The sequence below is a fragment of the Rhizobium sp. BK512 genome, assembly GCF_014194915.1.
In the GTDB taxonomy this organism is placed as follows: Bacteria; Pseudomonadota; Alphaproteobacteria; order Rhizobiales; family Rhizobiaceae; genus Rhizobium.
Map to the genome: position 1 here is coordinate 442,565 of NZ_JACIAS010000005.1, position 26,478 is coordinate 469,042.

The 26,478-nt window shown below is 59.5% G+C and carries 23 protein-coding genes; 6 read left to right on the top strand and 17 right to left on the bottom strand.

The window, feature by feature from the left end:
- The 6 genes from ugpE to FHX06_RS20035 form a co-directional block, all read right to left on the bottom strand.
- Entirely contained in the window at positions 1–849 is an 849-nt protein-coding gene (gene ugpE, locus FHX06_RS20010; RefSeq protein ID WP_183880590.1) for a sn-glycerol-3-phosphate ABC transporter permease UgpE, read from the bottom strand.
- Positions 850–860: 11 nt separating this feature from the next.
- The gene (gene ugpA, locus FHX06_RS20015; protein ID WP_113147727.1) at positions 861–1,745 is read right to left on the bottom strand and encodes a sn-glycerol-3-phosphate ABC transporter permease UgpA; all 885 of its coding nucleotides are present in this window, start codon (positions 1,743–1,745) and stop codon (positions 861–863) included.
- A gap of 64 nt (positions 1,746–1,809) precedes the next feature.
- A complete protein-coding gene (gene ugpB / locus FHX06_RS20020) occupies positions 1,810–3,135 on the bottom strand; it encodes a sn-glycerol-3-phosphate ABC transporter substrate-binding protein UgpB (RefSeq protein ID WP_113147726.1) in 1,326 nt (441 codons plus the stop codon).
- 645 nt (positions 3,136–3,780) lie between these two features.
- Positions 3,781–4,653, bottom strand: coding sequence for a carbohydrate ABC transporter permease (locus tag FHX06_RS20025; protein WP_246715595.1), 873 nt, complete (start codon positions 4,651–4,653; stop codon positions 3,781–3,783).
- 12 nt (positions 4,654–4,665) lie between these two features.
- Positions 4,666–5,553 carry a carbohydrate ABC transporter permease gene (locus FHX06_RS20030; protein ID WP_112542603.1) on the bottom strand — a complete coding sequence of 296 codons (888 nt, stop codon included), beginning with the start codon at positions 5,551–5,553 and terminating at the stop codon, positions 4,666–4,668.
- A 90-nt stretch (positions 5,554–5,643) separates the two neighbouring features.
- Positions 5,644–6,909, bottom strand: a complete 1,266-nt coding sequence (locus FHX06_RS20035) for an ABC transporter substrate-binding protein (RefSeq protein ID WP_162733380.1) — start codon at positions 6,907–6,909, stop codon at positions 5,644–5,646.
- Positions 6,910–7,105: 196 nt separating this feature from the next.
- On the opposite strand from FHX06_RS20035, the gene FHX06_RS20040 reads away from it, so the two are divergent.
- The 4 genes from FHX06_RS20040 (at position 7,106) to FHX06_RS20055 (ending at position 10,891) form a co-directional block, all read left to right on the top strand.
- Entirely contained in the window at positions 7,106–8,140 is a 1,035-nt protein-coding gene (locus tag FHX06_RS20040; RefSeq protein WP_183880593.1) for a Gfo/Idh/MocA family protein, read from the top strand.
- Entirely contained in the window at positions 8,137–8,904 is a 768-nt protein-coding gene (locus FHX06_RS20045; protein ID WP_113015132.1) for a GntR family transcriptional regulator, read from the top strand. Before FHX06_RS20040 ends, FHX06_RS20045 begins: the two co-directional genes overlap by 4 nt.
- Before the next feature lie 77 nt (positions 8,905–8,981).
- Positions 8,982–9,980: an SIS domain-containing protein gene (locus FHX06_RS20050; RefSeq protein ID WP_183880595.1), complete on the top strand. Its 999-nt coding sequence runs from the start codon at positions 8,982–8,984 to the stop codon at positions 9,978–9,980.
- A 2-nt stretch (positions 9,981–9,982) separates the two neighbouring features.
- Positions 9,983–10,891: an N-acetylglucosamine kinase gene (locus FHX06_RS20055; RefSeq protein ID WP_018114295.1), complete on the top strand. Its 909-nt coding sequence runs from the start codon at positions 9,983–9,985 to the stop codon at positions 10,889–10,891.
- 74 nt (positions 10,892–10,965) lie between these two features.
- Here the strand turns inward: FHX06_RS20055 and FHX06_RS20060 are convergent, their stop codons facing one another.
- The 7 genes from FHX06_RS20060 to FHX06_RS20090 form a co-directional block, all read right to left on the bottom strand.
- Entirely contained in the window at positions 10,966–12,327 is a 1,362-nt protein-coding gene (locus tag FHX06_RS20060) for an NAD-dependent succinate-semialdehyde dehydrogenase (protein ID WP_183880597.1), read from the bottom strand.
- Between the two features lie 47 nt (positions 12,328–12,374).
- A complete protein-coding gene (locus tag FHX06_RS20065; protein ID WP_183880599.1) occupies positions 12,375–13,025 on the bottom strand; it encodes a DUF2182 domain-containing protein in 651 nt (216 codons plus the stop codon).
- Positions 13,026–13,099: 74 nt separating this feature from the next.
- Positions 13,100–15,073: a primary-amine oxidase gene (locus tag FHX06_RS20070; RefSeq protein WP_183880601.1), complete on the bottom strand. Its 1,974-nt coding sequence runs from the start codon at positions 15,071–15,073 to the stop codon at positions 13,100–13,102.
- A gap of 101 nt (positions 15,074–15,174) precedes the next feature.
- Complete coding sequence (locus FHX06_RS20075; protein WP_183880603.1) at positions 15,175–16,212, bottom strand: extracellular solute-binding protein; 1,038 nt, start codon at positions 16,210–16,212, stop codon at positions 15,175–15,177.
- 14 nt (positions 16,213–16,226) lie between these two features.
- Positions 16,227–17,039 (bottom strand): ABC transporter permease, encoded by an 813-nt coding sequence (locus FHX06_RS20080; protein WP_113206558.1) that lies wholly within the window; start codon positions 17,037–17,039, stop codon positions 16,227–16,229.
- The gene (locus FHX06_RS20085; RefSeq protein ID WP_113118002.1) at positions 17,036–17,905 is read right to left on the bottom strand and encodes an ABC transporter permease; all 870 of its coding nucleotides are present in this window, start codon (positions 17,903–17,905) and stop codon (positions 17,036–17,038) included. Before FHX06_RS20085 ends, FHX06_RS20080 begins: the two co-directional genes overlap by 4 nt.
- Before the next feature lie 11 nt (positions 17,906–17,916).
- Positions 17,917–18,918, bottom strand: a complete 1,002-nt coding sequence (locus FHX06_RS20090; RefSeq protein ID WP_183880699.1) for an ABC transporter ATP-binding protein — start codon at positions 18,916–18,918, stop codon at positions 17,917–17,919.
- Between the two features lie 519 nt (positions 18,919–19,437).
- Between FHX06_RS20090 and FHX06_RS20095 the strand changes: the two genes are divergently transcribed.
- Both FHX06_RS20095 and FHX06_RS20100 read left to right on the top strand, forming a co-directional pair.
- Positions 19,438–20,721, top strand: coding sequence for an ROK family transcriptional regulator (locus tag FHX06_RS20095; protein WP_113212793.1), 1,284 nt, complete (start codon positions 19,438–19,440; stop codon positions 20,719–20,721).
- A 227-nt stretch (positions 20,722–20,948) separates the two neighbouring features.
- On the top strand, positions 20,949–21,086 hold the full coding sequence (locus tag FHX06_RS20100) for a hypothetical protein (RefSeq protein ID WP_162738581.1): 138 nt from the start codon (positions 20,949–20,951) through the stop codon (positions 21,084–21,086).
- 46 nt (positions 21,087–21,132) lie between these two features.
- Here the strand turns inward: FHX06_RS20100 and FHX06_RS20105 are convergent, their stop codons facing one another.
- The 4 genes from FHX06_RS20105 to FHX06_RS20120 form a co-directional block, all read right to left on the bottom strand.
- Positions 21,133–22,383, bottom strand: coding sequence for a carbohydrate porin (locus tag FHX06_RS20105; RefSeq protein WP_113212792.1), 1,251 nt, complete (start codon positions 22,381–22,383; stop codon positions 21,133–21,135).
- 643 nt (positions 22,384–23,026) lie between these two features.
- Positions 23,027–24,250, bottom strand: a complete 1,224-nt coding sequence (locus tag FHX06_RS20110) for a chloride channel protein (protein ID WP_210300575.1) — start codon at positions 24,248–24,250, stop codon at positions 23,027–23,029.
- A gap of 248 nt (positions 24,251–24,498) precedes the next feature.
- Entirely contained in the window at positions 24,499–24,825 is a 327-nt protein-coding gene (locus tag FHX06_RS20115) for a hypothetical protein (RefSeq protein WP_112542619.1), read from the bottom strand.
- Between the two features lie 822 nt (positions 24,826–25,647).
- Entirely contained in the window at positions 25,648–26,295 is a 648-nt protein-coding gene (locus FHX06_RS20120; protein ID WP_018114277.1) for a glutathione S-transferase family protein, read from the bottom strand.
- Positions 26,296–26,478: the final 183 nt, after the last annotated feature.

The following is a 26,478-nucleotide window of genomic DNA, read 5'->3' on the forward strand; positions in this document are numbered from 1 at the left end:
TTATTTCTCCGTTTCGACCAAGCCCTTAACGAAAAGGCGCTGCATGGCGACGATGACGAGGACAGGGGGAAGTGCTGCCAGGATGACGGCTGACATGACAAGGTTCCAACGCGGCTCGGCGTCGGCCACAGCCGCCATGCGCTGAATTCCCATCACCACAGTGTAAAGGCTCTGATCGGTCGTGATGATCAGTGGCCAGAGATACTGGTTCCAGCCGAGTACAAAGAGGATGATGAAGAGCGCCGCGATATTGGTGATCGATAGCGGCAGGAGGATATCCCAGAAGAATTTCATCGGTCCTGCCCCATCGACCCGCGCCGCTTCCATCAACTCATCCGGTACGGTGAGAAAAAACTGGCGGAACAGGAATGTCGCTGTTGCCGACGCGATCAGCGGGATGATCAGCCCGCCATAATTGTTGAGCATGCCGAGGTCGGCGACGACCTTGTAGGTCGGCACGATACGCACTTCGACCGGCAACATCAGGGTGATGAAGATCATCCAGAACGCCAATGTCCTGAAGGGGAACCTGAAATAGACGATGGCGAAGGCCGACAGGATCGAGATCGCAATCTTGCCGACTGCAACACCGATCGCCATGATCAGGGAATTGAGCATCATCGGGCCGATGGGCGGCGCGCCGGCATTCGTCATGCCGGCCGTCAGCATCGTGGAATAGTTCTCGAACATATGCGTGCTCGGCGTCAGCGGCACGACCCCGGACAGAAAGTCGTTAGGTCCGTGTGTCGATGCGATGAAGGCGACATAGACGGGGAAGACCACGACGACGACGCCGACGATCAGAACCAGATGCGCAAGAAGAGTTAGGAAGGGGCGATTTTCGACCATCGTCATTATCCTCAATACTGTACGCGCCGCTCGATGAATCGGAACTGGATTGCTGTCAGGGCGACGACAATCAGCATCAGGATCACCGATTGGGCGGCCGAAGAGCCTAGGTTAAGTCCGATAAAGCCGTCGAAATAGACTTTGTAGACGAGGATCTCGGTCGCTCGCGCGGGACCGCCTTGCGTTGTTGCATGGATGATGCCGAAGGTGTCGAACATCGCGTAGACGATGTTGATCACGACGAGATAGAAGGTCGTAGGCGAGATCAGCGGGAAGACGATCGTCCAGAAGCGCTTGACGGGGCCCGCGCCGTCAATGGCGCCCGCCTCCTGCAGGGACTGCGGCACGGATTGGAGTGCTGCCAGGAAAAACAGAAAATTATAGGATATCTGTTTCCAGGTCGCAGCGATGACGATGAGCGCCATCGCATCGTTGGGATTTATCAGATGGTTCCAGTTGACGCCCATTGATCGCAGGAGATAGGCGACAATGCCGATCGACGGATTGAACATGAACCACCAGAGGATGCCCGCAATCGCCGGCGCAACCGCGTAGGGCCAGATCAGGAGCGTCGAGTAAAGGCGCGAGGTGCGCAACACGCGGCCGGCGGCAGCCGCCAGTATCAAGGCGATCGACGTCGACAAGCCCGTCACCAGAACGGCGAAGAGCAGCGTGTGGCCAAAGGCATCGAGATAGAGCGGATCGGCGAACAGGCGACGGTAGTTATCAAGCCACACGAAGCTCGTTTTGAAGCCGAAGGCGTCCTGGCGCAGGAATGACTGCCAGAACGCGGTTGCGGCCGGCCAGAGAAAAAAAACTATTGTCACAAGGATCTGCGGGGCAATTAGCAGATAAGGGAGAAGCTTGCCCGGAAAGACAGTCCGTTTGGTTTGCATGAGCCCTCACGTCCCGATGGGTTGATGGGCGAAGGGCCGGTATGAACCGGCCCTTCGGTAGGGACTACTGATTGGCGGACTGAAAATCGCGCAGCTGTTCGTTGCCGCGTGTGACGACGGAATCGAGCGCTTCCTTGGCCGTCTTCTTGCCTGACAGAAGGGCAGCGAATTCATCATCGATGATGCCGCGAACCTGAACGTAATTGCCAAAACGGATACCCTTGGAATTCTCCGTCGGGGTCACGCGCGTCAGCTGTTTGATGCCGATGTCCGAACCAGGGTTCTTTGCGTAGTAGCCTTGATCCTGGCCGAGCTTGTAGGCCGCTTCGGTGATCGGCAGGTAGCCGGAGAACTGATGCCAGTCGGCCTGAACCTCAGGCTTTTGCAGATAGGTGTAGAACTTCGCGACACCCTTATATTCTTCCTCTGGCCGTCCCTTCAGCGTCCACAGCGTGGCGCCGCCGATGATGGAATTCAGAGGCTGCTGGATGACATCATTATAGTAGGGCAGAGGGGCAAAACCGACTTCGAAACCCTTGGCATTGTTCACGACGCCAGCTCGACCGGCCGATGAGTTCATGTACATGGCGCATTCCTGCGAATAGAACATCGGCGGGGCATTGTCGCCGCCGCCAGGACCGCCGAACTTGAACAGGCCTTCGTCCTGCCACTTCTTCAAATTGTCCCAATGACGCACCGTCAGGTCATTGTTGAAGGTGAACTCTGCATCGAGGCCGCCAAAGCCGTTGGCCTTGGTCGAATAGGGCTTGTCGTGCAGCGCATTGAGGTTCTCAGTCTGAATCCAGGAGATCCAGGCGCTGGTGAAACCGCATTTGGCCGCACCCGACTGCATGATCTTGCGAGAAAATGCCTCGACATCGGCCCAGGTCTTTGGCGGCGTTTCCGGATCAAGGCCCGCCTTTTTGAAGATATCCTTGTTATAATACATGATCGGGGTCGAAGAATTGAACGGCAGGGACAGGACGTTGCCGTTCGTGTCCGAATAGTATCCGACGACCGGGGCGATGAACTGGCTCTGGTCCCAAGCCTCGCCTTCGTCTTTCATGAGCTGATACACGGGATAGATCGCGCCTTGCGCGGCCATCATCGTTCCTGTTCCAACTTCGTAGACCTGGACGATCGCCGGCTGCTGGTTGGCGCGAAAAGCAGCAATGGCGCCGGTCAGGGTTTCGTCATAGGTGCCCTTGAAGACGGGAACGATCTCGTAGTCGCTTTGCGATGCGTTGAACCCCTTGGCGATCTCCTCCAGTTTTGCACCGTTCTCGCCACCCATCGCATGCCACCATTGAATCTTGGTTGCCGCCATGGCCGGCGCGCTCAAGGACAGGCTCAGCAGGCCCGCGGATAGATAACAAGCAGCCTTATTCATCTCTCACTCCCAATGTTGATCCGTGGAGCCTCCCGCTCCGAATGCGACGCAAACCCTACCAGCTGACATTCATATTGCAATCAATTAATGTTCAAATGAACATCCGTGTCAAAGTAACGCTTCGACGGGCTCGGCAAAATTAGGGAGATTCGGGAAAATCGCGGTGGGCTTCGTGCATTTTCGCACGATCTCACACATCTTGCCGACATGGATGAACCTTGACAAAAAGACAGACGTTCGAATGAACATATGGCAGATATCGAAATGGCAGGATGCGCCGCTCGCCGTTTCGAGCTGCCTAACCGGTCGGGAACGCAAGCCGCGCGCCGATTCGTAACGATTGGCCGGTGACAAAGAGGTGTGCCGGAGCTCAGATCACGCAAATGGCGGATAGTCGCAGTTCAGGACGCAGAACCGGTCAGACCGCCCACACCCGAGTGGTCCCTTCAGGGCCGACGTTCGTCCGCGGCCCGATCTTCCCTATTCCAAGCGCCACCGGGATCGATCTTGAAATCGCCCCCACTTCTTCCGAGCGAAACCGCGGTTCGGCGGATCTGCGCCCATTCAGGTACGAGCCCGATTGAGACGAGCGACAGAAGGAGCAGTCACAGATACGCAACCGCAAACAATCAGCCATTTGCCTCGCTATTTGCCGACGCCTTGGCTGAGCCCTCTGATGAACTGCCGCGAGAAAATCACGTAGAGGGCGACGAGCGGCACGACGCCAAGCGTCAATGCGGCAAGAAGGGCCGGATAGTCGCTGAGAAACTGACCGACAAACTGCTGAACACCGAGCGTCACAGTCTGGTTGGCCTTGCCAGGCGCCAGGATCAGCGGGAACCAGAGGTCGTTCCAGACCGGCAGCATGGTCAGCGTCGCGACTGCAGCAAGGCCGGGCTTGACCACTGGCAGCACGATGCGGAAGGTGCGGAATTCGCCCGCGCCATCCATGCGCGCCGCTTCCTTGATCTCCGTCGGCACGGTGCGGAAATAAGCCATCATCAGGGTGACCGCGATCGGTATGCTCATCGCCGTATAGACCAGGATCAGCGCCGTCAGCGTATCGACGAGGCCCCATGTGATCATGATCTTCAGGATCGGTACGGTGCCGAGGCGTATCGGCAGCATGATGCCGACAACGAAAAGCGCGGCGATCACTGGCGTGATCTTCAGACGGTATTCCGTCAGGCCGTAGGCGGCGAGCGCCGAAAGGACCACAGTCAACACGATCGTCGAGACCGTAACGATCAGGCTGTTGCGATAGTTCAGCAAGAAATTGCCACGGGTGAAGACACGAATATAGCCGTCGACGCCGAAGGTCGCCGCCGTCGGCAGGTCGAAGGGACCGCCGAAAATGGCGGGTGTCGTCTTGAACGAATTCAGAATGACGACGCAGATCGGGCCGAGCGCCAGAAGCACGAAGAAGATGAGGAGCCCGTGGACGATGAGCCGGTCGAGCAACATGCGGTGGCGGCTCGTGCCGTAGAAGGTGGAACTGACCTTGCTGGAGGATAGCATCTGTTCCGCTCCCTAGATCTGATGGGCCTGGAGGCGGCGCTGGACCAGCCAGAAATAGGCGCCGGTCACGAGAAGAATGATGACGAAAATGACTGTTGCCACCGTCGCGCCGAGATCGAGATCGGCGACCTGGCCGCTCGATCCGAAGAAGGTTCGGTAAAACAGCGTCCCGAGAATATCGGTGCTGTAGTTCGGACCGGGGGCGGATCCGTTGAGCGCAAAGATCAGGTCGAACCCGTTGAAGGTCCAGATATAGGTCAGGATGACGATCAGTCCGAACTGCGGAGCAATCAGCGGGAACTTGATCTTCCAGAAGATCCGCCAGTTTCCTGCGCCGTCGAGACGGGCGGCCTCGATGATATCTTCGGGGACGGCAAGAAGCGCGCTGTAGAGAAAGAGCATGGGTATGCCGACATATTGCCAGACCGACATCAGCGAGATCGTCGGCAGGGCCGTCATCTCGTTGCCGAGCAGCGGGAAGCCGACGAGGCCCCAGAGCGGATTGATGATCAGCCGCCAGATGAAGCCGACGATGACGACCGAAAGTGTGGCCGGTACGAAGAGCAGCGTACGGTAGATGCCCTCGGAACGACCGAGAAGCCCCGATGTCAGAAGCCCGGCCATCAACAGGCCGATCGGCACTTCGACGATCAGGTGAATGAGGAAGAATTCGCAATTGTTCATGAGCGCGTTCCAGAAACGGGCGCTCGTGACCGGATGCGTGAAGAGATAATAGTAGTTTGCCAGCCCCACGAACACGCGACCACCGGGGCTATCCGTATCGAAGAAGCTCATGACGATCGATGCCGCGAGCGGCAGAACGGCGAAGGCGAGATAGATTGCGAGCGCTGGCAGCACAAACAGAAAAAGGCTCCAGCGAGCCGTCGCAGGACGTGTCACCCGGTATCTCCGTAGTCTCGGCGCCGGGGTAGGCCGGCGGGTATCGGAAGCCTCGCATACCGGGACAGCCGGTACGCGAGGGGCTCTTTCTTACTTCTTCTGCGGTGCGTACCAGGATGCAAGACCGGCCTGCAGTTCGGCTGCCGCCTTTTCCGGTGTAACGTCGTCACCGATCATCATCGTCTGCAGCACGCGCCAGATTTCGTCATCGAGCGGCGGGTTGCCTGCGCTCAGACGGTCCAGCGCCAGGCGCGGGGTCAGCTTGGCGCCCGTCTTCAGGTCGGCGAATTTCTGCGCCAGCGCATTGGTATAGGTGACAGGGGTGCTGCTCATGGCAAAGAAGCCGGGCGCGGCGTTGACGTAGAGTTCCTGGAACTCTGGCGTCCCAAGCCAGGCGAGGAAAGTCTTTGCGGCATCCTTGTGCTTGCCGGCCGCATTGATGCCGATCGCCATGTCAGGCATTTCCTGCAGGTAGCGCTGGCCACCCTCTTTAGCAGCCGGCGGACCGAAGACGCCGACATTGAGGCCCGTCGAGGTCACCTGATTGATGTTCCATGAGCCATCGGGAAGGATCGCCGCGCGACCGATCGTGAAGAGCTGCGTCATGTCGGCATATTGCAGACTCGCCTGGCCTTTCGGCAGGAAAGGCTTCCAGGCCGCGAAGGCCTTGAAGGCTTCGACGAATTCCGGATCGGTCAGCTTCTTCGTACCATCGATCAAGCCGAGCCGGCCCTCTTCACCATTCCAGTAGGACGGGCCGATATTGTAGAGGCCGTTATAGGCGAGCTGCCAGGATTCGGCGGAACCGTAGGCAAGCGGTTCGTACTTGCCGCTGTCCTTGATCTTCTGCAGCACCTTGACGAACTCATCAGCCGTCTTCGGCACCTCGAGGCCCAGTTCCTTGAAAATATCGATATTATAGTAGAAGCCGGCGAGCACCGCGGCGACGGGCAGGCAATAGGGCGCACCCTTTGCATCCGTCCAGGCGGCTTTCGATGTCTCGTCGAAATTCTTGATCGCATCGAAATCGGCAAGCGAGTCGAAATAACCGCGACCGATCCATTCGCGATTGACGTCGAAGGGACGGCAGGTCAGGAGATCCGGGCCGGCGCCAGCCTCAATCTGGGATTGCATTGCTGCGTTATATTCATTGGTGTTGACCGGCGCGAACTCGACTTTGATGCCGGGATTTTTGGCTTCGAAGGCGGGTATGATCTTGTCTTGCCAGACAGCAATGTCTTCCGTCCGCCAGCTGCCGAGCTTGATCGTGACATCTTCTGCCAGCGCACTGCCGGCCATCATCAGGGCCGCGACTGACACCAAGGCGCCGTTCAGCAATTCATGCTTTGAAAGCATTTGATAATCTCCCATTCTCGTCGCTTGAAACTGCTCCCGTCCCGGCTCATTACAGGATCGTCCGGGGATTGATGACGGACGATACCTCTCAATACCAGTTGTGACAAGTTATATTTTTTATTTCCAGTTTTTGTCTTATGTGGTATTCGATCGAAAAGGATGGCGCGATCCATCGCGATAGATCGAGGGATGAAACATGATTGGTGTCGGACTGCTGGGGTCGGGGTTTATCGGCGAATGTTATGCCGACGCGCTGCTTGATGTGCGCAATGCGGAGTTGCGCGCCTGCTTTTCCCGCAGCACCGCCCGCGCTAGTGAATTTGCGCAAAAATGGAACGTGACTGCTCATTCCGACATGGATGGTCTCTGCGCCGATCCGGCCGTCGACATCGTGATCATCGCGCTCCCGAACGAAATCCATCTCGAAGCGACGAGAACCGCCGCCAGGCACGGGAAGGCGGTCATCTGCACCAAGCCGCTCGCCCGCACGGAGGCCGAGGCGGCAGTCATGCTCAAGGTGGTGATCGAAGCGGGCATCTGGCACGGATATGCCGAAAGCTCGGTCTTTTCTCCCAATACCGCCAAGGCCTACGAGATGGTGAAGGCCGGCGGCATCGGCAGGCTTTTGACGATGCGCGCCCGCGAAGCCCATTCCGGCCCGCATGCTCCGCATTTCTGGGACGCCGAAACGGCGGGCGGTGGCGCCTTGCTTGACATGGGATGCCACACTGTAGAATCAGCAAGACACTTCTTCGGCAAGGATAATCCCGTAACCGAAGTCATGGCCTGGGGTTCGACGATGGTGCACGGCGACAAGACGACCGGCGAGGACGCGGCGATCGCCCTCCTGAAGTTTGCAGGCGGAGAGTTGGCGACCATCGAATCGTCCTGGATCGAAAAGGGCGGCATGCAGTTGCGCCACGAACTCGTCGGCTCTGAAGGCCGCATCGTGACGGACAGCTCCGTCGGCCCCGTCTGGGGCTTCGTCGGAAAGCCGGTGGGCTACACGGTTGAAAAGGCGGATGCCGAAACCGGGTGGGTCTATCCCGTGCCCGAGGAGACCCGCGCCTATGGTTTCTCCCAGCAGATGCGCCATTTCATCGATTGTTTTGCGGCCGGCAGAACCCCGTCCGAAACCTATGAAGACGGCGTGATCGTCAACAGGATCATCGATGCCTGCTATCGATCCATGAAAAACAGGCAGTGGGAAAAGGTTGCGGTAGGCCCATGATCGGAATTGAAGGCCAGGCGGCTCCCTTGCAGTCGGATTCTCCGGAACCGTTGTGGCAGCAGGCTGCAAAGGCGATCATGAAGGAAATCGCTGCGGGCAAACTGGTCTCGGGAAGCCGGTTGCCGCCGGAGCGCGATCTCCTGACGCGGCTTTCGATCAGCCGCGTGACGCTGCGACGCGCGTTGCAGAGCCTGGTGACGGACGGCGTGCTGGTCTCTTCGCACGGCCGCGGCTGGTATATTGCGACGGAAGCGCATCAGGAATTCCCGCAGACGCTGGAATCCTTCAGCGAAACGGCTGCCCGCCTTGGCCTTGCACCGTCATCGGAGGTGCTGCGGGCCGAAGAGGCGCCGGCGAGCCTCGACGAGGCGGAAGAACTCGGCATCGCACCCGGTGGGCCGGTCTTTCATCTCGATCGTGTCCGGATGCTCGACGGCGTACCTGTGGCAGTCGATCAGTCGTTCTTTCCGTCAATCCGCGGGCTCGACATGTCCGCGATCGACTTCAAGACGGCGTCGCTGTTTCGCCTCCTGAGCGGAGCGGGCTTCGACCTTGCCCGCGCAGAATCGACAATCGAGGCGCAGGCGGCGGACAAGACGCTCGCCCGGCATCTCGGCATCGAACAGGGCATGCCGATCCTTGCCATGCGCCAGCTGGTCGAAGACGGCAATGGGCGTCCGGTCATGGCCTCGACGATCCGTTATGCCGGCGACCGCTATCGCCTGCGCACCTCCTTTTCACGCACCGGTAAAGCGGGCGGCTGAGGCCGCCTTTCAAGGTGCATGACAGCCGGCAATATGTTGCGCCGGCGGATGAATTCAGGACCAGGGAGAAGACCGGAATGGTCAAAGGTTATATTTCGCTTGCCAAAGCGCGCGCTTCGCAGGCGAGCGCGCTCGAAAGAGCAATTGCCGAAATCGGTGAAGAAGTCACAACCGCATCCGAGGCATTCAAAGGCCCTGGCCCCATCTTCATGGGCATCGGCGCAAGCTTTGCGGCCTGCTCGGCCGCGGTCTGGGCGCTGCGTTCGCGCGGCATCCACTCGTGGCGCCTCAACGGCGGCGAATATCCGGTCCCCTTCCCGGCCTCGAGCCATCCCGTCATCGCCGTCTCGCAGAGCGGCAAGAGCACCGAGACGCTTGCGGTTCTCGATTCGATCGACCGCAGCCTTCGCATGTCGGTGGTCAATGCCAAGGGCTCGCCGGTCGCCACCGCCTCATCGACCAATATATCGCTCGGCGCCATTCCAGACAGCTATGCCTCGACGATTGGCTATACCGCCACGATCGCAGCCCTCGGCATGATTGCCGAAGCCTGGGATGGCGGCGCAGCCGATCCGAGCTGGGCTGATCTTCCGGCCGCCTTCCGCCAGCTGGAAAGCGAGCTTTCGGAACAGATCAGCGCGATTCTTTCGCGCATGGAAAGCGCCGCCTATGTCGACTGCGCGGCGATCGCGTCTTCCGCCGGTTCGGCGGAAGTCGGCTCGCTTCTGCTGCGCGAGATTGCCCGCATCCCCTCGACCGGCATGTCGACCCGCCAATATCTTCATGGCGCCATGGAATCGGCCGGAAAGGGCGTGCATATTCTCTTCGGCGACGAGCGGGAGGCAGTACTGGCGACGACACTGACAAAGGCCGGCCATCATACGATCCTCGCCGGCCCAGTGCAGGCTGAGGCGAACGAATGGCTGACCTATATTGCGCTGCCGCGCGTGTCGGTGACCCAGCGACCGATCCTTGAGGCGCTCATCATGCAGACCATTGCAGTGGAGACGGCCATTGCGCGAAGGCTCGATCCCGACGCTTTCGTCTTCCACCACAACGACACCAAGGTGGCCTGACCATGACTGGCAAAACATGCCTCGTCGCGCTCGATGTCGGCGGAACCAAGACGCATCTGGTCGTCGAGACGCTGGCGGGCGATCGCATCCTCGATACGGTCATCAGCAGCCATGACTGGGATGCAGAACCCGCGGCCCATGGCGCCGATTGGCTGGCCGCACGGCTGAAAGCCAATCTGCCTTCAGATATTGCCGCCGCCTCGATCGCCTTCGGTGCGCAAGGCATCAACCGTGCGGATACCGCGCGGGCGCTCGAAGCGGCCCTGCTCGATCGCGGCTACCGCGTTCATGCCGTCAATGACGCAGCGCTCATCGTGCCCGCTGCCGGCTTTGCGACCGGCATCGGCGTCATCGCCGGCACAGGCGCGATCGCGGTTGGAACGGATCCTGACGGACAGCCGCTGTCGGCAGGCGGCTGGGGATGCGTGATCGGTGACGAAGGCGGGGCAGCCGCCCTCGTGCGCGAGGCGACACGCGCGGCGCTCAAGGCGCATGACGAAGGTCGGCCTGATGACGGACTGCTCTCCGCCCTGATCCAGGATTTCGACGTCGAGGATGCCGAGCGGCTGACCCGCAAGGTCAATGACGACCCGACGGCCGAGAACTGGGCGCCGCACTGCGCTGCCATCTTCGATGCGGCGGACCGGGGATCGCTGCTTGCAGCAAAGGTCATAGCTCAGGGCGCCGCCGATCTTGCTGCACTTGTCGGCCAACTCAGAAATCGCGGCGCCACCGGCAATGACGTGGTGGTCGCGGGAAGCGTCATCGTCAATCAGTCACGACTCTTCGAAGCGTTCAAGGTGGCGCTGCGTCAAGAGCATCCCCGGCTCGCGGTCCATAGACTGACAGTTTCTCCGGTCGAGGGCGCCCTGTTTCTTGCGCGTGCCGCGCTGAAGCCTGCGGCCCAATAAGTCCAACCGGTCATATCGTCCAACCGACGATCGAGAGGCCAGCCGGCCAATCCGGCTGGCCTCTTCAGTTTTGATTATGCGCCCTTCCAGACAAGCTTGGCATTGGCTAGTTCACGCGCGCCAAGGCTGCCCAATTCCCGCCCGAAACCCGAGCCTTTGACGCCGCCGAAAGGCGCGCGCGGATCGGAGCGCACGAAATCATTGATAAACACGGCGCCGGCTTCGATCCGAGACGCGACGCGCTCGGCGCGGTCCGGATTGCCGCTCCATACGGCTGCGCCGAGGCCGTACTCGGTGTCGTTTGCCAGCGCGACCGCCTCATCCTCGTCCTTGAAGGTGTAGAGCATGGCGACCGGTCCGAAAAATTCTTCGCGGGCAACCGCGGCATCCTTCGGAAGACCGACAATAACGGTCGGCTCGTAGAAAAAGCCGGGACCGCCGATCGGCTTGCCGCCGGTCAGCACTTGCGCGCCCGCCTTGACGGCATCCTCGACCTGCCGCTGAACATTGTCGCGAATATCGGAACGGGCGAGCGGCCCAAGCTTGGTTTCCGCCTTCATGGGGTCGCCAACCTGAATGCGCCTGACCGCATCGACGAAGGCGGCGGTGAAACGCTCGGCGATCGGCGCATGAACGAAGATCCGCTTTGCGGCGATGCAGCTTTGCGCATTGTTCGAATAGCGCGACACCACCGCCATCTGCACGGCCTTGTCGAAATCCGCATCATCGAAGACAACGAAGGGATCCGAACCGCCAAGTTCCAGCACGACCTTCTTTCCGAGCGAGCCCGCCTGCTCGGCCACAGCCCGGCCGGCTGCCGTGCTGCCGGTGACTGTGACAGCGGCGATCCTGGGATCGGCGATTACAGCCGGGGCACGCTTGCGGTCGATCACAAGGTTCGAATAGAGGCCGCGCGGCGCGCCGGCATCGAGGATCAGCTTCTCGATTGCCGCTGCGGATCCCTGCACCGTTTCCGCGTGCTTGACGATAACGGTATTGCCGATCAATGCCGCCGGAATGAAGAAGCGCAGCACCTGCCAGAAAGGCAGGTTCCACGGCATGATGCCGAAGATCGGACCGATCGACTGGTAGACGATCTTGGCCGGCGTGCCGGCGATCGGCTCGTCACTGACATAGGCAAGACCATCGCTTGCGAAATGCCTTGCGCCAAAGGCCGATTTCTTGATTTCGCCCTGCGCTTCGGCAAAAGGCTTGCCCATTTCCGCGACGATCAGGGCAGCATATTCATCGACACGCTGCTCCAGAAGGTCGGCAAGCCGGTTCAGGAATGCCGCTCGTTCCTGTAGGGACGTGGCGGACCACTGTCTCCAGGTTTCATGCGAGCGCTGCAGGATCTCCTCGACCTCGCGCTCGCTATGCTCCTCATAGGTGCCGATCAATTGTCCATCGTTCGGATTGTAGGACAGGAAGCCCATCTAAATCTCCTCTTGTTTAGCAGGCAGGTATTGGGGTCGTGGGAGCATCAGCCGCTTCCTCGAAGCAGGGAAAAACTGGCGGCGAAGCAAAGTGTCAAAGCGCCGAAGACGGCGAGTTCGCGGCGCCAGGGAAACACGCTTTCAAGCGCCATCCAGGCAGCCAATGCGGCCATCCAGACCATGTTGGTGGCGCCTCCGACAAGCTGCAGGAGGACCATGGCGAGACAGCAGGCCGTGCGACAGGCCGCCCGGTTTCGCGAGAGACCGCGCAGCAGGAGCAGGACCGCGCACGCAAGCACGGCCGGCACAAAAACCGGCGCGATGAAACGGCCGCTATCATCGACAAGGCGTGCCGATCGAAACATCCATTCGCCGAATGCACCTGCAAGCGCGACGGCCACAAGCATAGGGATCGACGAGAACACACCCGTCTCGATCCGTTTCTCGCCAACCGCAAACCGCTCACGGTTCAGCGCGCGGGCCAGAAAGGCGGCGGGCGCCGTCATCGCGACCATCATGGCCAGCCATGAAAGCGCGAGCTCCGCTAGGCTGCCGGCAACGTCGGGGGACAGTCTGCCGGCTCGACAGATGATCTCGCCGAATGTTTGCGGCATGTAGGAGAGGACGGCCCAGGCGGAGAGACCTGATAGCAGCATGCCGTAATTGGCAGCGGTCCGGCTTGTCTCCTGTCTTGTCATTGCCGTAATCCCTGACATCTTGAGGGTCTTGGGGCGGGAGGCCGGCAGGGGATATCGCCGGCCTTCACCTGGTCTCAGCAGCAGCAGCTTCCCCCGCCCTGCCCAGCCAGCACGCTCGCCTTGTTGACGACGGGCGGCAGATTGTTCGAGGGGTTGACCGGAAAGAAGCCTGCCGGCGCCAGCGAGAAGCCGCAGGAAATGCAGGGCTGAACCGGGAAATCTTCCGCGCGCACGACATGGTGCAGGCCGAAACTGTGCCAGAGCACGATGTCGGTATTGTCGACATTACGGTCCTGTTTCACGAGTTCGGCAAGACCGTCACTCCCGTCGGAATTGGCAACGAATTCGCCTCCCGGATAGCGCTCGTTCTCATTGAACTGCGTGACCCAGATGTGATTGCGGATAAAGTTGGAGCGGATACCCGAAGGGCCGTCCTCCTGTATCATCGGTGTGACGCAGTTCGGCGCATGCAGCTTGTAGGCCACGGGCTTGCCGACATGGTTCAGCTTGTTTGGGTTGACCACCTTCCAGCTGCGATGCGTGGACAGATCGGCCCTGCGAGCGGCAGCAAGCTCGGTCTTCAGGACCGTGTCGACGGCATGGAAGGCGTTTCCATAGGGATTGCTCTCGCTATAAGGCTCCATGTAGGAATTGGTTTCGACGACGCTGTTGCCGCTGCCATCGACCGCCATATCCAGCCGGGCGCAGAAAATATGCTGGTGGATCGGCGCGCCGAGGCCGGGATGGATTTCCGTGGAATATTTGTCCGGCTGGCCGGGATGGCAGGCATTGGTGTTGACGATGCCCGTCGCCTTCATCTCGAATTCGATCTCGCCAGCCTGATCGAGATACCAGTATTGGGCATATTCATAATTGCCGACGGTGCAGATGCTCGAGATCACGAGCTTGCGGCCGCGATGAAGGACCGTGCGGCCCGTGCGGAAATCCCAGTGTTTCCAGAGAATGCCTGCGTCCTCCTCGTGAATGCAGACCGCCTTCTCGATGGTGACGACCTCGCCGTTGAGGCCATTCACATGTGCATCGAGATACTGGATCTGACCGAGGCAGTCGCAACCAAGGCGAAGCGAATTGGTGAGCTTGCCGAAGCCATATTCACCAACGTCGAAAATATTCTGCCGGGCATGACCGTAGAGAGGCGATCCATAGGGAACGACGAGTTCGGCCACCGCAGCGCGGCGCACGACCGAGCGTCCGTCATAGCGGATATCGTGAAGCACCAGCCCTTCGCGCGGCGTAAAGCCGATGGCAAGCGTCCAGTTGTCCCAGGAGATCGCGTGATCCTTGATGGTGAAGCTCACGCCATCGGGCTGGACGACGTCGAGCGGTTTCAGGGGTGCGGCTGGAGCCGGGAGGAATTCCGGATCGTAGTCATAGCGCGTCATCGGGATCGGCGGGTGATCCGGATAATCGTCGACACGCAGCACCTCGCCGGTCTTCACATCGATGACGGCATTCAGCCCTTCGATCGGATGGGCGTAATAATTGCCGAACTCATGGACGCGCAGCCAAGAGAAGGTATGCGAGATCAGCCGGCCCTCCTCATCCTCGTGACCGAAATTGCCGCCCGACCAGGAATCGACGATGACGCCGGTCATGTCGGCGATGCCACGCTTGCGGCAGGCTTCGATGAAGCGCGGATCGTTCTTGACGTTGACCTCCACGCTCATCATCTGCTCGACCATGAAGCCTGCGCGCGCGGTCGGAAAATGCTTGCGGCGGATGATCGCCTTGTGAGCAATCGAGACGATCAGTTGCCAGACGCCGCGCACCTCGAGATGGTTGATGTTGACGCGGGCCTCGCGCGGCAGCGGCGCGCCATCGAGATAGGCACGATATTCGGCCGGCGTCGGCTCGCGAAGGTCGATGTTTTCGAAGAGAACGCCAGGGCCAAGCTCGGGGTCCGCCTTCACGGTCGCGACAACCACATTGATCTCATCGGGGCTCAACGGTTTCAGCGCCTGCAGATGCTCCGGCGGCGGCGGCGCGGCAGCGGGTTTCAGGCTGGCGGGATTGACGGTCTCATTCATCGTTCTGTCCTCGAATTCATGGCCCGGAGGCTCTGCCTCCGTCGGTCTCAAGCGGGAAGTGGCGGGCCTCCGCGGCCCGCTCCTGTCGCAAACATCGCCGGTTACTGACGCAGCGTCGTCCAGATGCGGTCATAGGCACGGGTCGCCTTTTCTTCGCAGGCCGGTGCAAAGACGATCTTCAGGTCCTCCGGCGGATTGAATTCCGGCGATTCACCCGTTTCCTTCGGCAGGAACTTGTCGGAGCCGGTCACGGCGCTCTGATAGCCGGTCGACTTCTGCTGCAGGGCGATGTTTTCGGGATCCATCAGGAAGTTCAGGAACTTCTTGGCGTTCTCGACATTTGGCGCGCCCTTCGGCACGGCGACATTGTCCATCCAGCCGATGACGCCCTCCTTCGGGAACACATATTTGACCGTCGGCTTCTGCAGCCGCGACGCCAGCGCCTTGCCCGACCATTGCTCGTGCATGATTGTTTCGCCCGAGACCTGCCGCTCGGTCGTGCCGTCAGAATTATAGACCTTCACGAAGGGCTTCTGCGCTTCGAGCAGCGCATTGACCGCCTTGAGGTCGGCCGGATTGCTGTTGCACTGGTCTTTGCCGAGATAGAGGAGCGCAAGCGACATGACTTCGGATGGCGAGCCGAACATGCCGATCTTGCCCTTCAGGTCGTCGGAAGGTTCAAACAACGCCTTCAGGCTGTCGGTCGGCCCCTTGTAGGCGGCGGTATCGACGGAATAGGAGGTCGTCCCCCAGACCCAGGGCACGGTGTATTCGGCCCTCGGATCCCAGGGGCGCTTCTGCCACTTCGGATCGAGATTCCTGAAGTTCGGCATTCCGGCCACATCGACCTTCTCGAACAGGCCCTGCTTGACGAAGATCGGCACGAAGTCGTTGGAAATGATCATCACGTCGTAACCAGCAGCCCCCGAGCTTATCTTGGCGAGCGCCGTCTCGTTGGAGTCATAGGTGTCGATCGTCACCTTGATGCCGGTTTCGGCCTCGAACTTCTTGACCATCTCTTCGGACGTGTAATCCGTCCAGTTGTAGATATGCAGGACGCCGGCGTCAGCGCGGGCGATAGCCGGTACGACGATGGCAAGCAGACTGGCCGTTGCCAGCATCCTCTTTGCGTTTTTCATGTTCACCCTCTTTGTTATGATTGTTTGTTGTTCTGGCTGTTTCGCCCGAGCAGTAGCGCGCCGGTGACGAGCACGAGCGAGATGCCGAGCAGGATTGTGGAAATGGCATTGACCTCCGGCGTCACACCGAGGCGCATCATGCCGTAGACATAGACGGGTAATGTGGTCGATCCGGCGCCGGACACCATCAGGCTGATCAGGAAGTCATCCAGCGAGACGACGAAGGCCATCAGGGCGCCGGCGAAGATTGCCGGCAGCAGCAGCGGAAAGGTGACATACCGGAACAGCTGCCATTCGCTGGCGTAGAGATCGCGCGCCGCCTCTTCGAGACGCGTGCCGAGATCGCGCAATCGCGCCTGGATCGGCAGCAGGGCGAAGGGAATACAAAAGACCGTATGGGCGATGATGAGATTCAAAAGCCCGTTGGTCATGCCGAGCGCCGAAAAGAAGATCAGCGTCATGATCGCGACGATGATTTCGGGAACGATCAGGGGGAGCGCGATCAAGGAGGTAACTAGACCGCGCCCCCCCTTCAGGTCACCGCGCTCGAGGGCGATAGCCCCGGCCGTTGCAATCACTGTGGAGGCGATTGTCGCGGCAATGGCGATGATGATGCTGTTGAAGGCGGCACGCCTGATATCCTCGTTGGCGGCTACCTCGCCGAACCAGCGCAAGCTGAAGCCGGACCAGACGGTCACTAGTTGATTGGCATTGAAGGCGTAGACGACAAGGATAACCAGCGGCAGATAGAGAAAGACCAGGATGACGGTCGTAAAGGCGCCGAGGCCCGGTGTGTGGCGCCAGTCGAACGGTCGCGACGCTCTCATAGCCGTGCCTCCTCGGCTTTTTTCGAGCGGCTGACGAAGATTGCCAGAACGGCAATCGTCACCAGGATCGAAAGTGCGGCGCCAAACGGCCAGTTGCGCGAGGAGGTAAACTGCATCTGCACCAGGCTGCCGATCAGGAGCTTCTTGCCGCCGCCGAGCAGATCGGGCGCGAGGAACGAGCCGAGTGAGGGCGCAAAGACGAGGCTTGCGCCGACGAGTGCCCCGGGTCTTGCAAGCGGCCAGATGACGCGGGCAAAGACCGCGCCCCTGTTGGCATAGAGATCGTAGGCAGCCTCGATCAGGCGCGGATCGATGCGTTCAAGCGTCGAATAGATCGGCAGGACCATGAAGGGCAGGAACGTGTAGACAAGCCCGAGCAGGATGGAGGCGTCATTGTAGAGCAGCGGCAATGGCGTCGAGATCACGCCCGCCGCTTTCAGGAGCCCGTTTGCCAGTCCTTCATCGCGCAGGATCAGTACCCAACAATAGGTTCTGATCAGCGTATTGATCCAGAACGGCAGGGTGACCAAAAAAAGCAGTGTGCGGCGGCGGTTGTCATCCTGGCAGACAAGATACCAGGCGACAGGAAATCCGAGGATCAGGCAGATCGCCGTCGTCAGGCCGGCCAGGTAAACCGAACGCAGGATGATTATGACGTAGCTCCAGGAAAAGACGAGCGTGTCGTCGAAATCCCGCTGGAACAGGAATTGGACATAGGCGTCCGCCGTCACCGGCATGTCGACGCCCCCATAGGGATTGGCGGTCATGAAGGAATAGGCGACGGCAACCAGGAGCGGCACGACCATGAAGATGCCGATCATCAGGACAGCGGGAGCTGCGAGCGTCAGGGTGCGCTGTGCATTCATGCTGCCCTCCCCTAGTTCGCCAGATGCCGTTCGGCATCGCTCGGCCAGTCGAGGATGACGGCCTGGCCGGCATCGAGGCCAGAGATGGACTGCCGGCTTCGGCTTCGCAGACGCTCGCCATTGTCGAGCGTGATCTCGTAAAGCGTATCCAGACCAAGATAGGTGATGGAGGTGATAGTGCCGCGGATCTTACCGGGCAAACCGCTGGCCAGCATTGAAAGCGCGATCCGTTCCGGCCGCACGGCAACCATGATATCGGCGCCGTGACCGACGGTCGCCCCCGGCAACACATTGGATTCACCGATGAAGTCGGCAACGAAGCGGCTTTTCGGATTGTCGTAGATTTCCCGCGGCGCGCCCATCTGCAGGACACGGCCCGCCGACATGACAGCGATACGGTCGGACATGGCGAGCGCCTCTTCCTGGTCATGCGTCACCAGGATGAAGGTGATGCCGGTTTCCTGTTGCAGTCGCTTCAGTTCGCCCTGCATCTCCCGGCGCAATTTCAGATCGAGAGCGCTGAGCGGTTCGTCGAGGAGCAGAACCTTCGGGCGCGGCGCAAGCGCCCGGGCGAGCGCGACGCGCTGCTGCTGTCCGCCCGAGAGTTGGCCCGGCAGTCGCGAGGCCATGCTTTCAAGCCGCACCAGCCTCAATGCTTCGGCGACACGGGCCTGGCGATCGGATTTGACCACCTTCTGCATCTGCAGTCCGAAGGCGACGTTCTCAGCCACCGTCATATGCGGGAATAGCGCATAGCTCTGGAAAACCGTGTTCACAGGGCGCTTTTGCGGTGGCAATGCCGAGCTGTCGGCCCCTTCAATCCGCACGGTTCCAGCGCTCGGAAAGTCGAAGCCGGCAATAATTCGCAAAAGTGTTGTTTTACCGCAACCGGAGGGACCGAGCAGCGTGAAGAATTCGCGGTCACGAATCCGCATGGACACGTCGTCCAGAGCCGTGAATGCCTCCGCCCCTTTTGCGAGGAACGATTTTGAGACGTTTTCGATGCTGATCATCGCTTGCAAGACGGCCTCGCATTACCACCAAATAACTAGTTGGTTACAAGCTATCAGCGGAAAATTTGCATTGTCAAGTTGAGTGTTTCACTTTTATTTTCGATCCCATCGTCACATGAAAAGTGGGTACCGAGAGTCGGATGCAGAGTTCAAATAGCTGATTTTAATAACTTATTTTTTGATTTCCTTCTTCCTTCGACACCGTTCCAGATCTCCATAGCACAACCAAAAGTTAAACATCGCCAACTTCGTAAGAAGGCGGCGTTCGGGTCAGGCGTGGCGATCATGCGACGGAACTTACCTGTCTGTGAGATTGAATTTCATCGATGTCATCCCGGTTCTTCGTTCACCCTTAATGCTCCCGAAAACGCCTTGTGCGCGGCCGGCTGATCCAGCTCTTCAGCGTTTTCGAGCCAAGACGGAGTTTCATTTTTCATCCGTCATAGGCGGAAAGATAACACAACACTTTTTATTTAAAAGGATTTTGATAAAGATCGGGCTGATGATAAGAATGCGACCATGAATTTGCGCCTTGACCGTGAAGGCGTGCTACCCGGCACGAACCTCCTTCAGACCCGCACGCTCAACAGACGGGCCGTTTTCGATGCGGTGCGCCGCAGCGGACCGATTACCCGCACCGAGCTCGCTCAATCGATCGGCCTGACTGTTCAGGCTATTTCCAATATTGCCGCCGAGCTTGAGGAAGCCGGCCTCATACGGCAGGAGGGCCGACGCTCGGGCCAGCGCGGTCAGCCGGCGGTCGAGCTGTCGCTTAATCCGAAGGGCGGGTACACGATTGGACTGAGCCTTGCCCATCAGCGCATCACCGGACTTCTCGTGGACCTGACCGGTAGTGTGGTGGCAAGCGAAACAAGGCCCCTGCCAGAGAGAGATCCGGCAACCACGGCAGATGCTCTCGGCGAACTCGCGCTGCGCCTGCTGTTGGCCGGCGAAATTGAACGCCAGCAGGTATGGGGCGTCGGTTGCAGCGTACCCGGAACTGTCGAGAACGGCACCTTCTGGTACGATAAGGTTCAGGAAGGTGACGACTGGACGAAATTTCCACTGACCGCGCGACTGGAGGATCTAACGGGTATCAAAACCTTCGTGGAAAACGATGCCACGGTTGCCGCCATTGGCGAGCGGCTTTACGGGATTGGCCGATCGGTTCGTTCCTTTTTCTACCTGCATTTCAATCTGGGCATCGGAGGGGGCCTCGTTCTCGACGGCCAGCATTACCGTGGTGCTTTCGGCGGAGCCGGTGAGATCGGTCACCTGATCGTCAAGCCGGGCGGCAGATTGTGCGCCTGCGGAAGCCGTGGCTGCCTGGAGCAATATGTTTCCTTCTACGCGGCAGCTGAGACCATCTGCGGTCCGACCCGAACGCCGGATGAGGTTTCGTCAGAAGAACTCGTGGCCTGCATGCTGGACGATGATCCGCGATTGACCGTCTGGCTGCGCGAGGCGGCGCACTACCTGCGTATTGCCATCCGCAATATAGAAGCCATGTTCGACCCGGATACCGTGGTCATTGGCGGTGGCTTGCCGGCCGAGATATTGGACCGGCTCATCGACGCAACTTCACCGCTTCTGCCTGCCATGATTCACCGACATGCAAGCCCGCATCCCCGATTGATGCGCGCCGAACACAGCTCGGAGCTTCCGGCTCTGGGGGCAGCGGCGTTACCGATCGCCATCGCTCTGCAACCCGGCGTCTCTGCCGTCAACGCGACCACTTCCTCTCCGGCGGGGATTGACAATCCTGCCCTGCTGACGCTCGGCATCGATCTCGGCCGGCGGTGAAATCTCGTCACCCGCCTGGACGCTTGTCGAACACCCTACTCGGCTGGGGTCCCAAGTGTCGTTGAGCTGTTCCGCGACGGAAGCATCACGCTTCTTTCGCCCCCGGGGCACGCGCCCGGAAGCCAATCTCTGACGGTTCATCCGGAGAACACCGAATACGTGATCCTCTCCGGCGACGTGATCCACCTGGGAGTCAACTTCGAACGCGACATCATTCCGAAGCCGATGTGGACAAGTCAGAGTCCTTCGCCTCCATGGAGCGCGTCATAGCATTCATGACGAAATCCCGTGCAGGGCTCTTCATCAACCACGACAAGCAACAGACAGGTACGTCGAAGCTCCTGCCGGACTACTACGATTGGTGAGCCAAGGGCCCTGTAACCTGCGCTGGGCAGTGGTACCGCCGCCGAACTAGAAGGTGGCGGCGGTTTTCAGGCCGAACACGTAGACGTCGTCGTTCTCGCTCGTTCCGCCGGGATGGTGGATATATTGCAGATTGGGGCGGACGAGCAGGCCGTTCGTCGGTCGATATGTGTAATACAGCTCGGCAGCGTATTCGGATCCACCCGGATTATTGGGAGCGAACGCACGACTGTTCACGTGCGTCGTGCCTACGGCAAGGCCGATATCATCCTCGGGACGGGAATCGAACAATCCCTTGTAGACAAGCCCTGCAGCGACCTGATGGTCGGTGACAGATGTCCGCTTGTCTGCAAAGACCGCATTCAGAAAGAGACTGAGGTTTTCGCTTACCTGCTGCTGGAAGGTCAGGTACGCACCGTAGCGGCCCCGGTGCTGTTGCGCGGGAAGCCCGGTCAGTTCGAAAGGATCACCGTTGATGTCCCGGGAAACGTCATCGGCACTCGAGGTGTCATACCAGGCACCAACCTTGTAGCTGCCCGGCAGGGCACCGTTCGCGAACTGAGGAAGCCAGCCGATCTCGACGGGTATCAACGCACCGGTCGAGTGGCTGAAGAAGACGGGCAGCACCTGATCGTCTACCCCGAGATATTTGGGGTTAACGTCATACACGCCCACCTGGAAGTAACCGAAACCGTTGATATTGATCTTGGCGCGCGTCGCCCACTGGCTGATGGGCCAATTGAAGATGTAGTTACCGACAAGATTCCCGAGATCGGATCCACAGAACGTGAGATTTTGAAAGTCGCAGGGGAATGCTGCAAAGTCCTCGTTCACTGGAATTCGCCCGATCTTCCAATCGATAAGACCGTTCGCGAACTGCTGCTCGTACCAGAAGTCCGTCAGCCGGATGGTCTGACCGCGCCCAAAGACTTCCTGAACTTGCTGGAGGGTGCCGAGAAGTGCGTCATCACTCAGGTTGCGCCCGGTACGCTGCGTCAGCGTCACTTGGAACTTTGCATCCGGGACGCCAAGCAACCTATCGAGGTCGAAGGTCACTCCGGCGGTATACTGGTCGGCATACCTGGCCTTGGTTTCTATGCCTCCGCCCGGATTGACGGCAAACTCCCCGACGTAGCCAAACTGAAAATCGATGCCCCGGTCGCGAAGGTCGGTGCGAGCGCCATTCCAGTCGCCGAACAGCCACTGTTCGGGCTCGCTGGCAACCGCCTTGGGCTGAGAAGCTGGAGGAATCGCGTCTCCAGCGTGCGCGAGGGAAGAACCGTCCAATGCAATGAGCATGATAGCCGCTCCCACCGTCCTTGCATGACGCACTTCGATATCCTCCGATTAGACACGCGCCCCCTCAGCCTTGCGAGGTCGCGACTGAAAACAAAATTTGCGTCCCGATTCGGGGCGGGTCGATTTTACAATGGTGTCGCTTAACGCAGCCGATGGGCTTGGTCGAGCATTTTACGAAGGTGCTTGGGCTCTTCACGCCTGCCTGGAACAGACCTAATAGTTGGCGGCCTCCAGTGCACCGTCAGCCGCGACTGACTTGCCGGAATTGTACAAGGATTCGCTGCTTGCGATCAAATGTCTTTGGCCACTTCCACATCGGAGTTTGACCGCCGGGATAGAAGACGGCGTCGAAGTCGTCGGGAGGGGCGTCTTCGAGCAGTCTTGTCGTCGCGAAGATCTCCTCGGCGGCGGGATCCTTCTTGATTCCTGAATGTCAGTCCGAACACGAGCGGCTTGGAACGCCGCAGATAGTGGCGGGACGCCTCCAGCAGGAGAGACTGGGTCGCCCCTATGATCCAGCCAACCCCATGCTTGTACGATTCGGTACATTGCAAATCAGGGGCCTGGCGGCGTGCAGGTGGCAGGACATGATGATGGGCGGTGGCTATGGAGCGCAGCAAAGATCTTCGCCTCGTCTCCCACGTCAACGTGAGGGATATCTCCCAATCGCATATTGAACTGCCGATGCTCCGAGAACTCCAATGGCGATCGGAACATACAAAGTCGCGGGCGCAGCAGTGAATTCAACGGCAATCAACATGGCCGTGAGGGGCATGGCCATGGAGCATGATAGGAAAGCGGCGGCGCCTACGAGCGCGACGGCCCCAAGATCGATATTGGGAAGCCATTGGTTCCAGAGGGCCCCTATCATTATGGCGAGAAGAGCTCCTATCGAGAGCCCAGGGGTTAAAAGGCCGCCTCTGGCCCCGGCTCGCAGGACTATGGTGATGCTCAATAATTTGGTGAGAACGAGGAGCGCCGCGAAGCCAAGCGTCAGATTGTCGGTAAACGCGAGCTCTGCAAGTCCCTTGCCGTTGCCAAGCAATTGCGGAAATATCATCGATAGAGCGCCGACAATCACAAATGCGATCAAGGAGCCGGCCACCTGCCGGAGGCCAGTCGCTGCGCGAGCCGAACAGCCGCTAGTCCACCGCCTGAAGAAAACGCCTGCTCCACCGACCAGTGGGCCGACGATAAGGCTGATCAATAACAAGCAGCCATTCGATGTGAAATAAGGTATCGGATATTGCACTTCGTTACCCAGGCCCAGCCGGGAAACATATGCCGCAACGAAGCAGCTCAACAGCGCTGCCACGACGATCTTTAGCTCAACACGTCTGAGAAGCACCTCCATGACGAAGATGATAGCTGCCAGCGGAACGTTATAGACCGCGGCCAGACCTGCACCTGAACCACATGCCACCAGAATGCGCAGTTCGTCAGCAGGAGCGCCGAAAAGCGCGCAGACCCTCTGTGCGAAAAGAGCGCCGTATTCCCTTGGTGCAACTTCTCTCCCGAGCGGTGACCCCAGTGCTACGGTCACGATCTGGAGAAGGCCATGGACGAGGGTTTCACCGACGGGCATCGGTCGCAGTGCCTTGCCGACGGCCGCGGTCACCGAAACCAAAGGGCGTCCGTATCTGGCAAGGACCGGCCAACCCACCCCCGCAACCAGCCCGCATAGGCCGAGCATGGTCAGCCGTCGAAAGGGAGATGCGTTCGACACGCCTTGAAGGAAGCTCTCGGGACTGATGATGGCTTGCAGGCTGTATCCATAGGCGAGATGCTGTATCCAATGCAGGATCAGGGCCAGTGACAGGCCTCCGATCCCGGCAGCGATACCGGTGAGAATTGCGAGCGCGCCCATTCGCAGGGCGGCCTCGGCATCTGGTCTGCCGAAGGAAGGCCATCGCCGTAGATGGTCGCCACCCGTGGCCACATTCTCTCGTGGTGCATGAGACATGACGAGATGCCCGGTCCGTTTCCCAGAATTCCTCTGGCTGGCTTCGTCTTGATGCCGCCGCAAATCTTTCGGTCAGGCATGGAAAGGCGGTCGCTTGAAACAAGGCGGGACGAATCATCGCCCTTTCTCAAGTGCTTAGCTCTTGGTTACGTCTACTGGCAGACGCGAACACTCTCGTTATGCCAGCCGCCGTCGTAGGAATTCGGAACCTGTCGATTTTCGTACCAGCAACGCGGCGCTGGCTGCGGATCAATGTAGCGGGGACCGTTGTTAGCGCCCGCGATCGCGCCACCAAGCAGACCTCCGATCACACCAGCGGCAATTCCTCCCGCTATCGCTGCGCCGTTGCCGTGGTGATGATGCCATTGCGGTTGATCGTCATAGTAGGGCCGGCGCCATTCCTGCGCCGATGCCGGTAAGGCGGAAGCGACGAGGGTGATAGCAAGCGCGGCAGCGGCCGCAGCGCGAAAGGTGGGCATCGTGACTACTCCACAGGTTGGCGATACTCGATCGCCAAAGCGGACTAGAAGGGTCTGACTTCATGCGATCGAGTTTTCGATGGAGAGAAGTTACGTCGTACCTATCGCGGGCGCATCTATACCCTCGTGTAGAAGTCGTTTCCCATAGGTATAGCTCGCATCCGAAGAGGCTCCCGGCGACGACACAGACGACGGGCGCGGGGAGGATGGGAGGCAAGCGGATACTACCTCACGCGAACGACCTACACATACGTATGGAAAGCTTAAACCTAGTCGTAATTTGCAACGAAAGCGGATTGAGCGAAGGTTTGGGTAGTTAGGCCCCATACGCCCTCAAAAACGAGCTTCCAATGGTCATCCAGCACTCCTCGTACGTTATTAACGACGGAACAGTCCCGAGAACCGGCGTGAGAAAATTCTTGCGCGCTGCAAATTCGAACGAGAGGCGCGCGCATCTAGACTATCCGGTCCAGGCCGCAGCTGCTCCTTCGTCATGCCTCAATAGCGATCTTTGTATTCCGGCAGCCGTCATGGCGGTCTCCTTTACTTCGATTACGCTCGTTCTTCTCGCGCTAGCGCCCGTTGCAACGAGGGCAATCGAATATATGGTTTCCAGCGGATTTGGAGGCTGACGGAGTTCTGTAGGCACGGCAGCCGCGATTATTGGAGGCGTCAAGTCGCCGATGCCTGGCTGACCACACCTTGCTCGAGCACTTATCGTCGCAAGGCGGTCAATTTGCATTGTATCGCGCTGGTGAAGTTTGATTTCAGCGACATGCAGATCCTCAAGACCGATCTTGCACTTCAGCGAGAGGCATGGGGTCAACGTGGACGGGGCGCATAAGCGTATCGCCCGCCCTTTTCCAATGCCCTGCGATAGGCGGGGCGATCATGGATCCGTTTCAGCCAGTCCGCGGTCGCAGGGCGAGGCGTCACTTCGCCTGCTCTCTTCGCTGCTGTCTCCAGCGGAAAACTCATCATGATATCTGCCGCAGTCAACGTATCGCCGGCAAACCACTGGCGTGAGGAGAGTTCGCTTTCGACGTAATCGAGGTGGACGTCGAGCATCGGCCGGATCCTCTTCGCTCCCAGTCTGCCGAGGAGCGGAACCTTCGAAAGCACGAGGAGAGCGAGCAAGACTGGCATGACCGATCCCTCGGCATAATGCAGGAACTGTCTGTATCGGTAGACCTCTTCCGGATCTGCCGAAGGGCCGAGACGTCCAGCAGACTTGTCTACCAGATATTGGCAAATTGCTCCGGTCTCGACCAGGATCATTCGATTTTCGTCGTCGCCGATATCCTCGACAATGGGCGACTTGCCGAGAGGATGGATGCGTTTCAGCGCATCCGGAGCCGTCATGTCGGGATTCCGTTTATAGGAACGGATCTGGTAATCGAGGCCGAGCTCCTCCAGCATCCAGAGAACGCGTTGCGATCGGCTGTTGTTTAGGTGATGGACGACGAGCACGGCTGTCTCCGCTGCGATATATCGAGGGCGCCTCAATTAACCTTCGACCGCTCCCGCGGTTCCAGAGCCGCGGGCGACTAACCGAAAACACGCTCGGTGAAGCCTCTAGGACGCGGCACTTCGCGACGGTAATGCCGCCCCCTTGCTCCGCCACGCAATCCATGCCTCTATTCAACCTTAGAG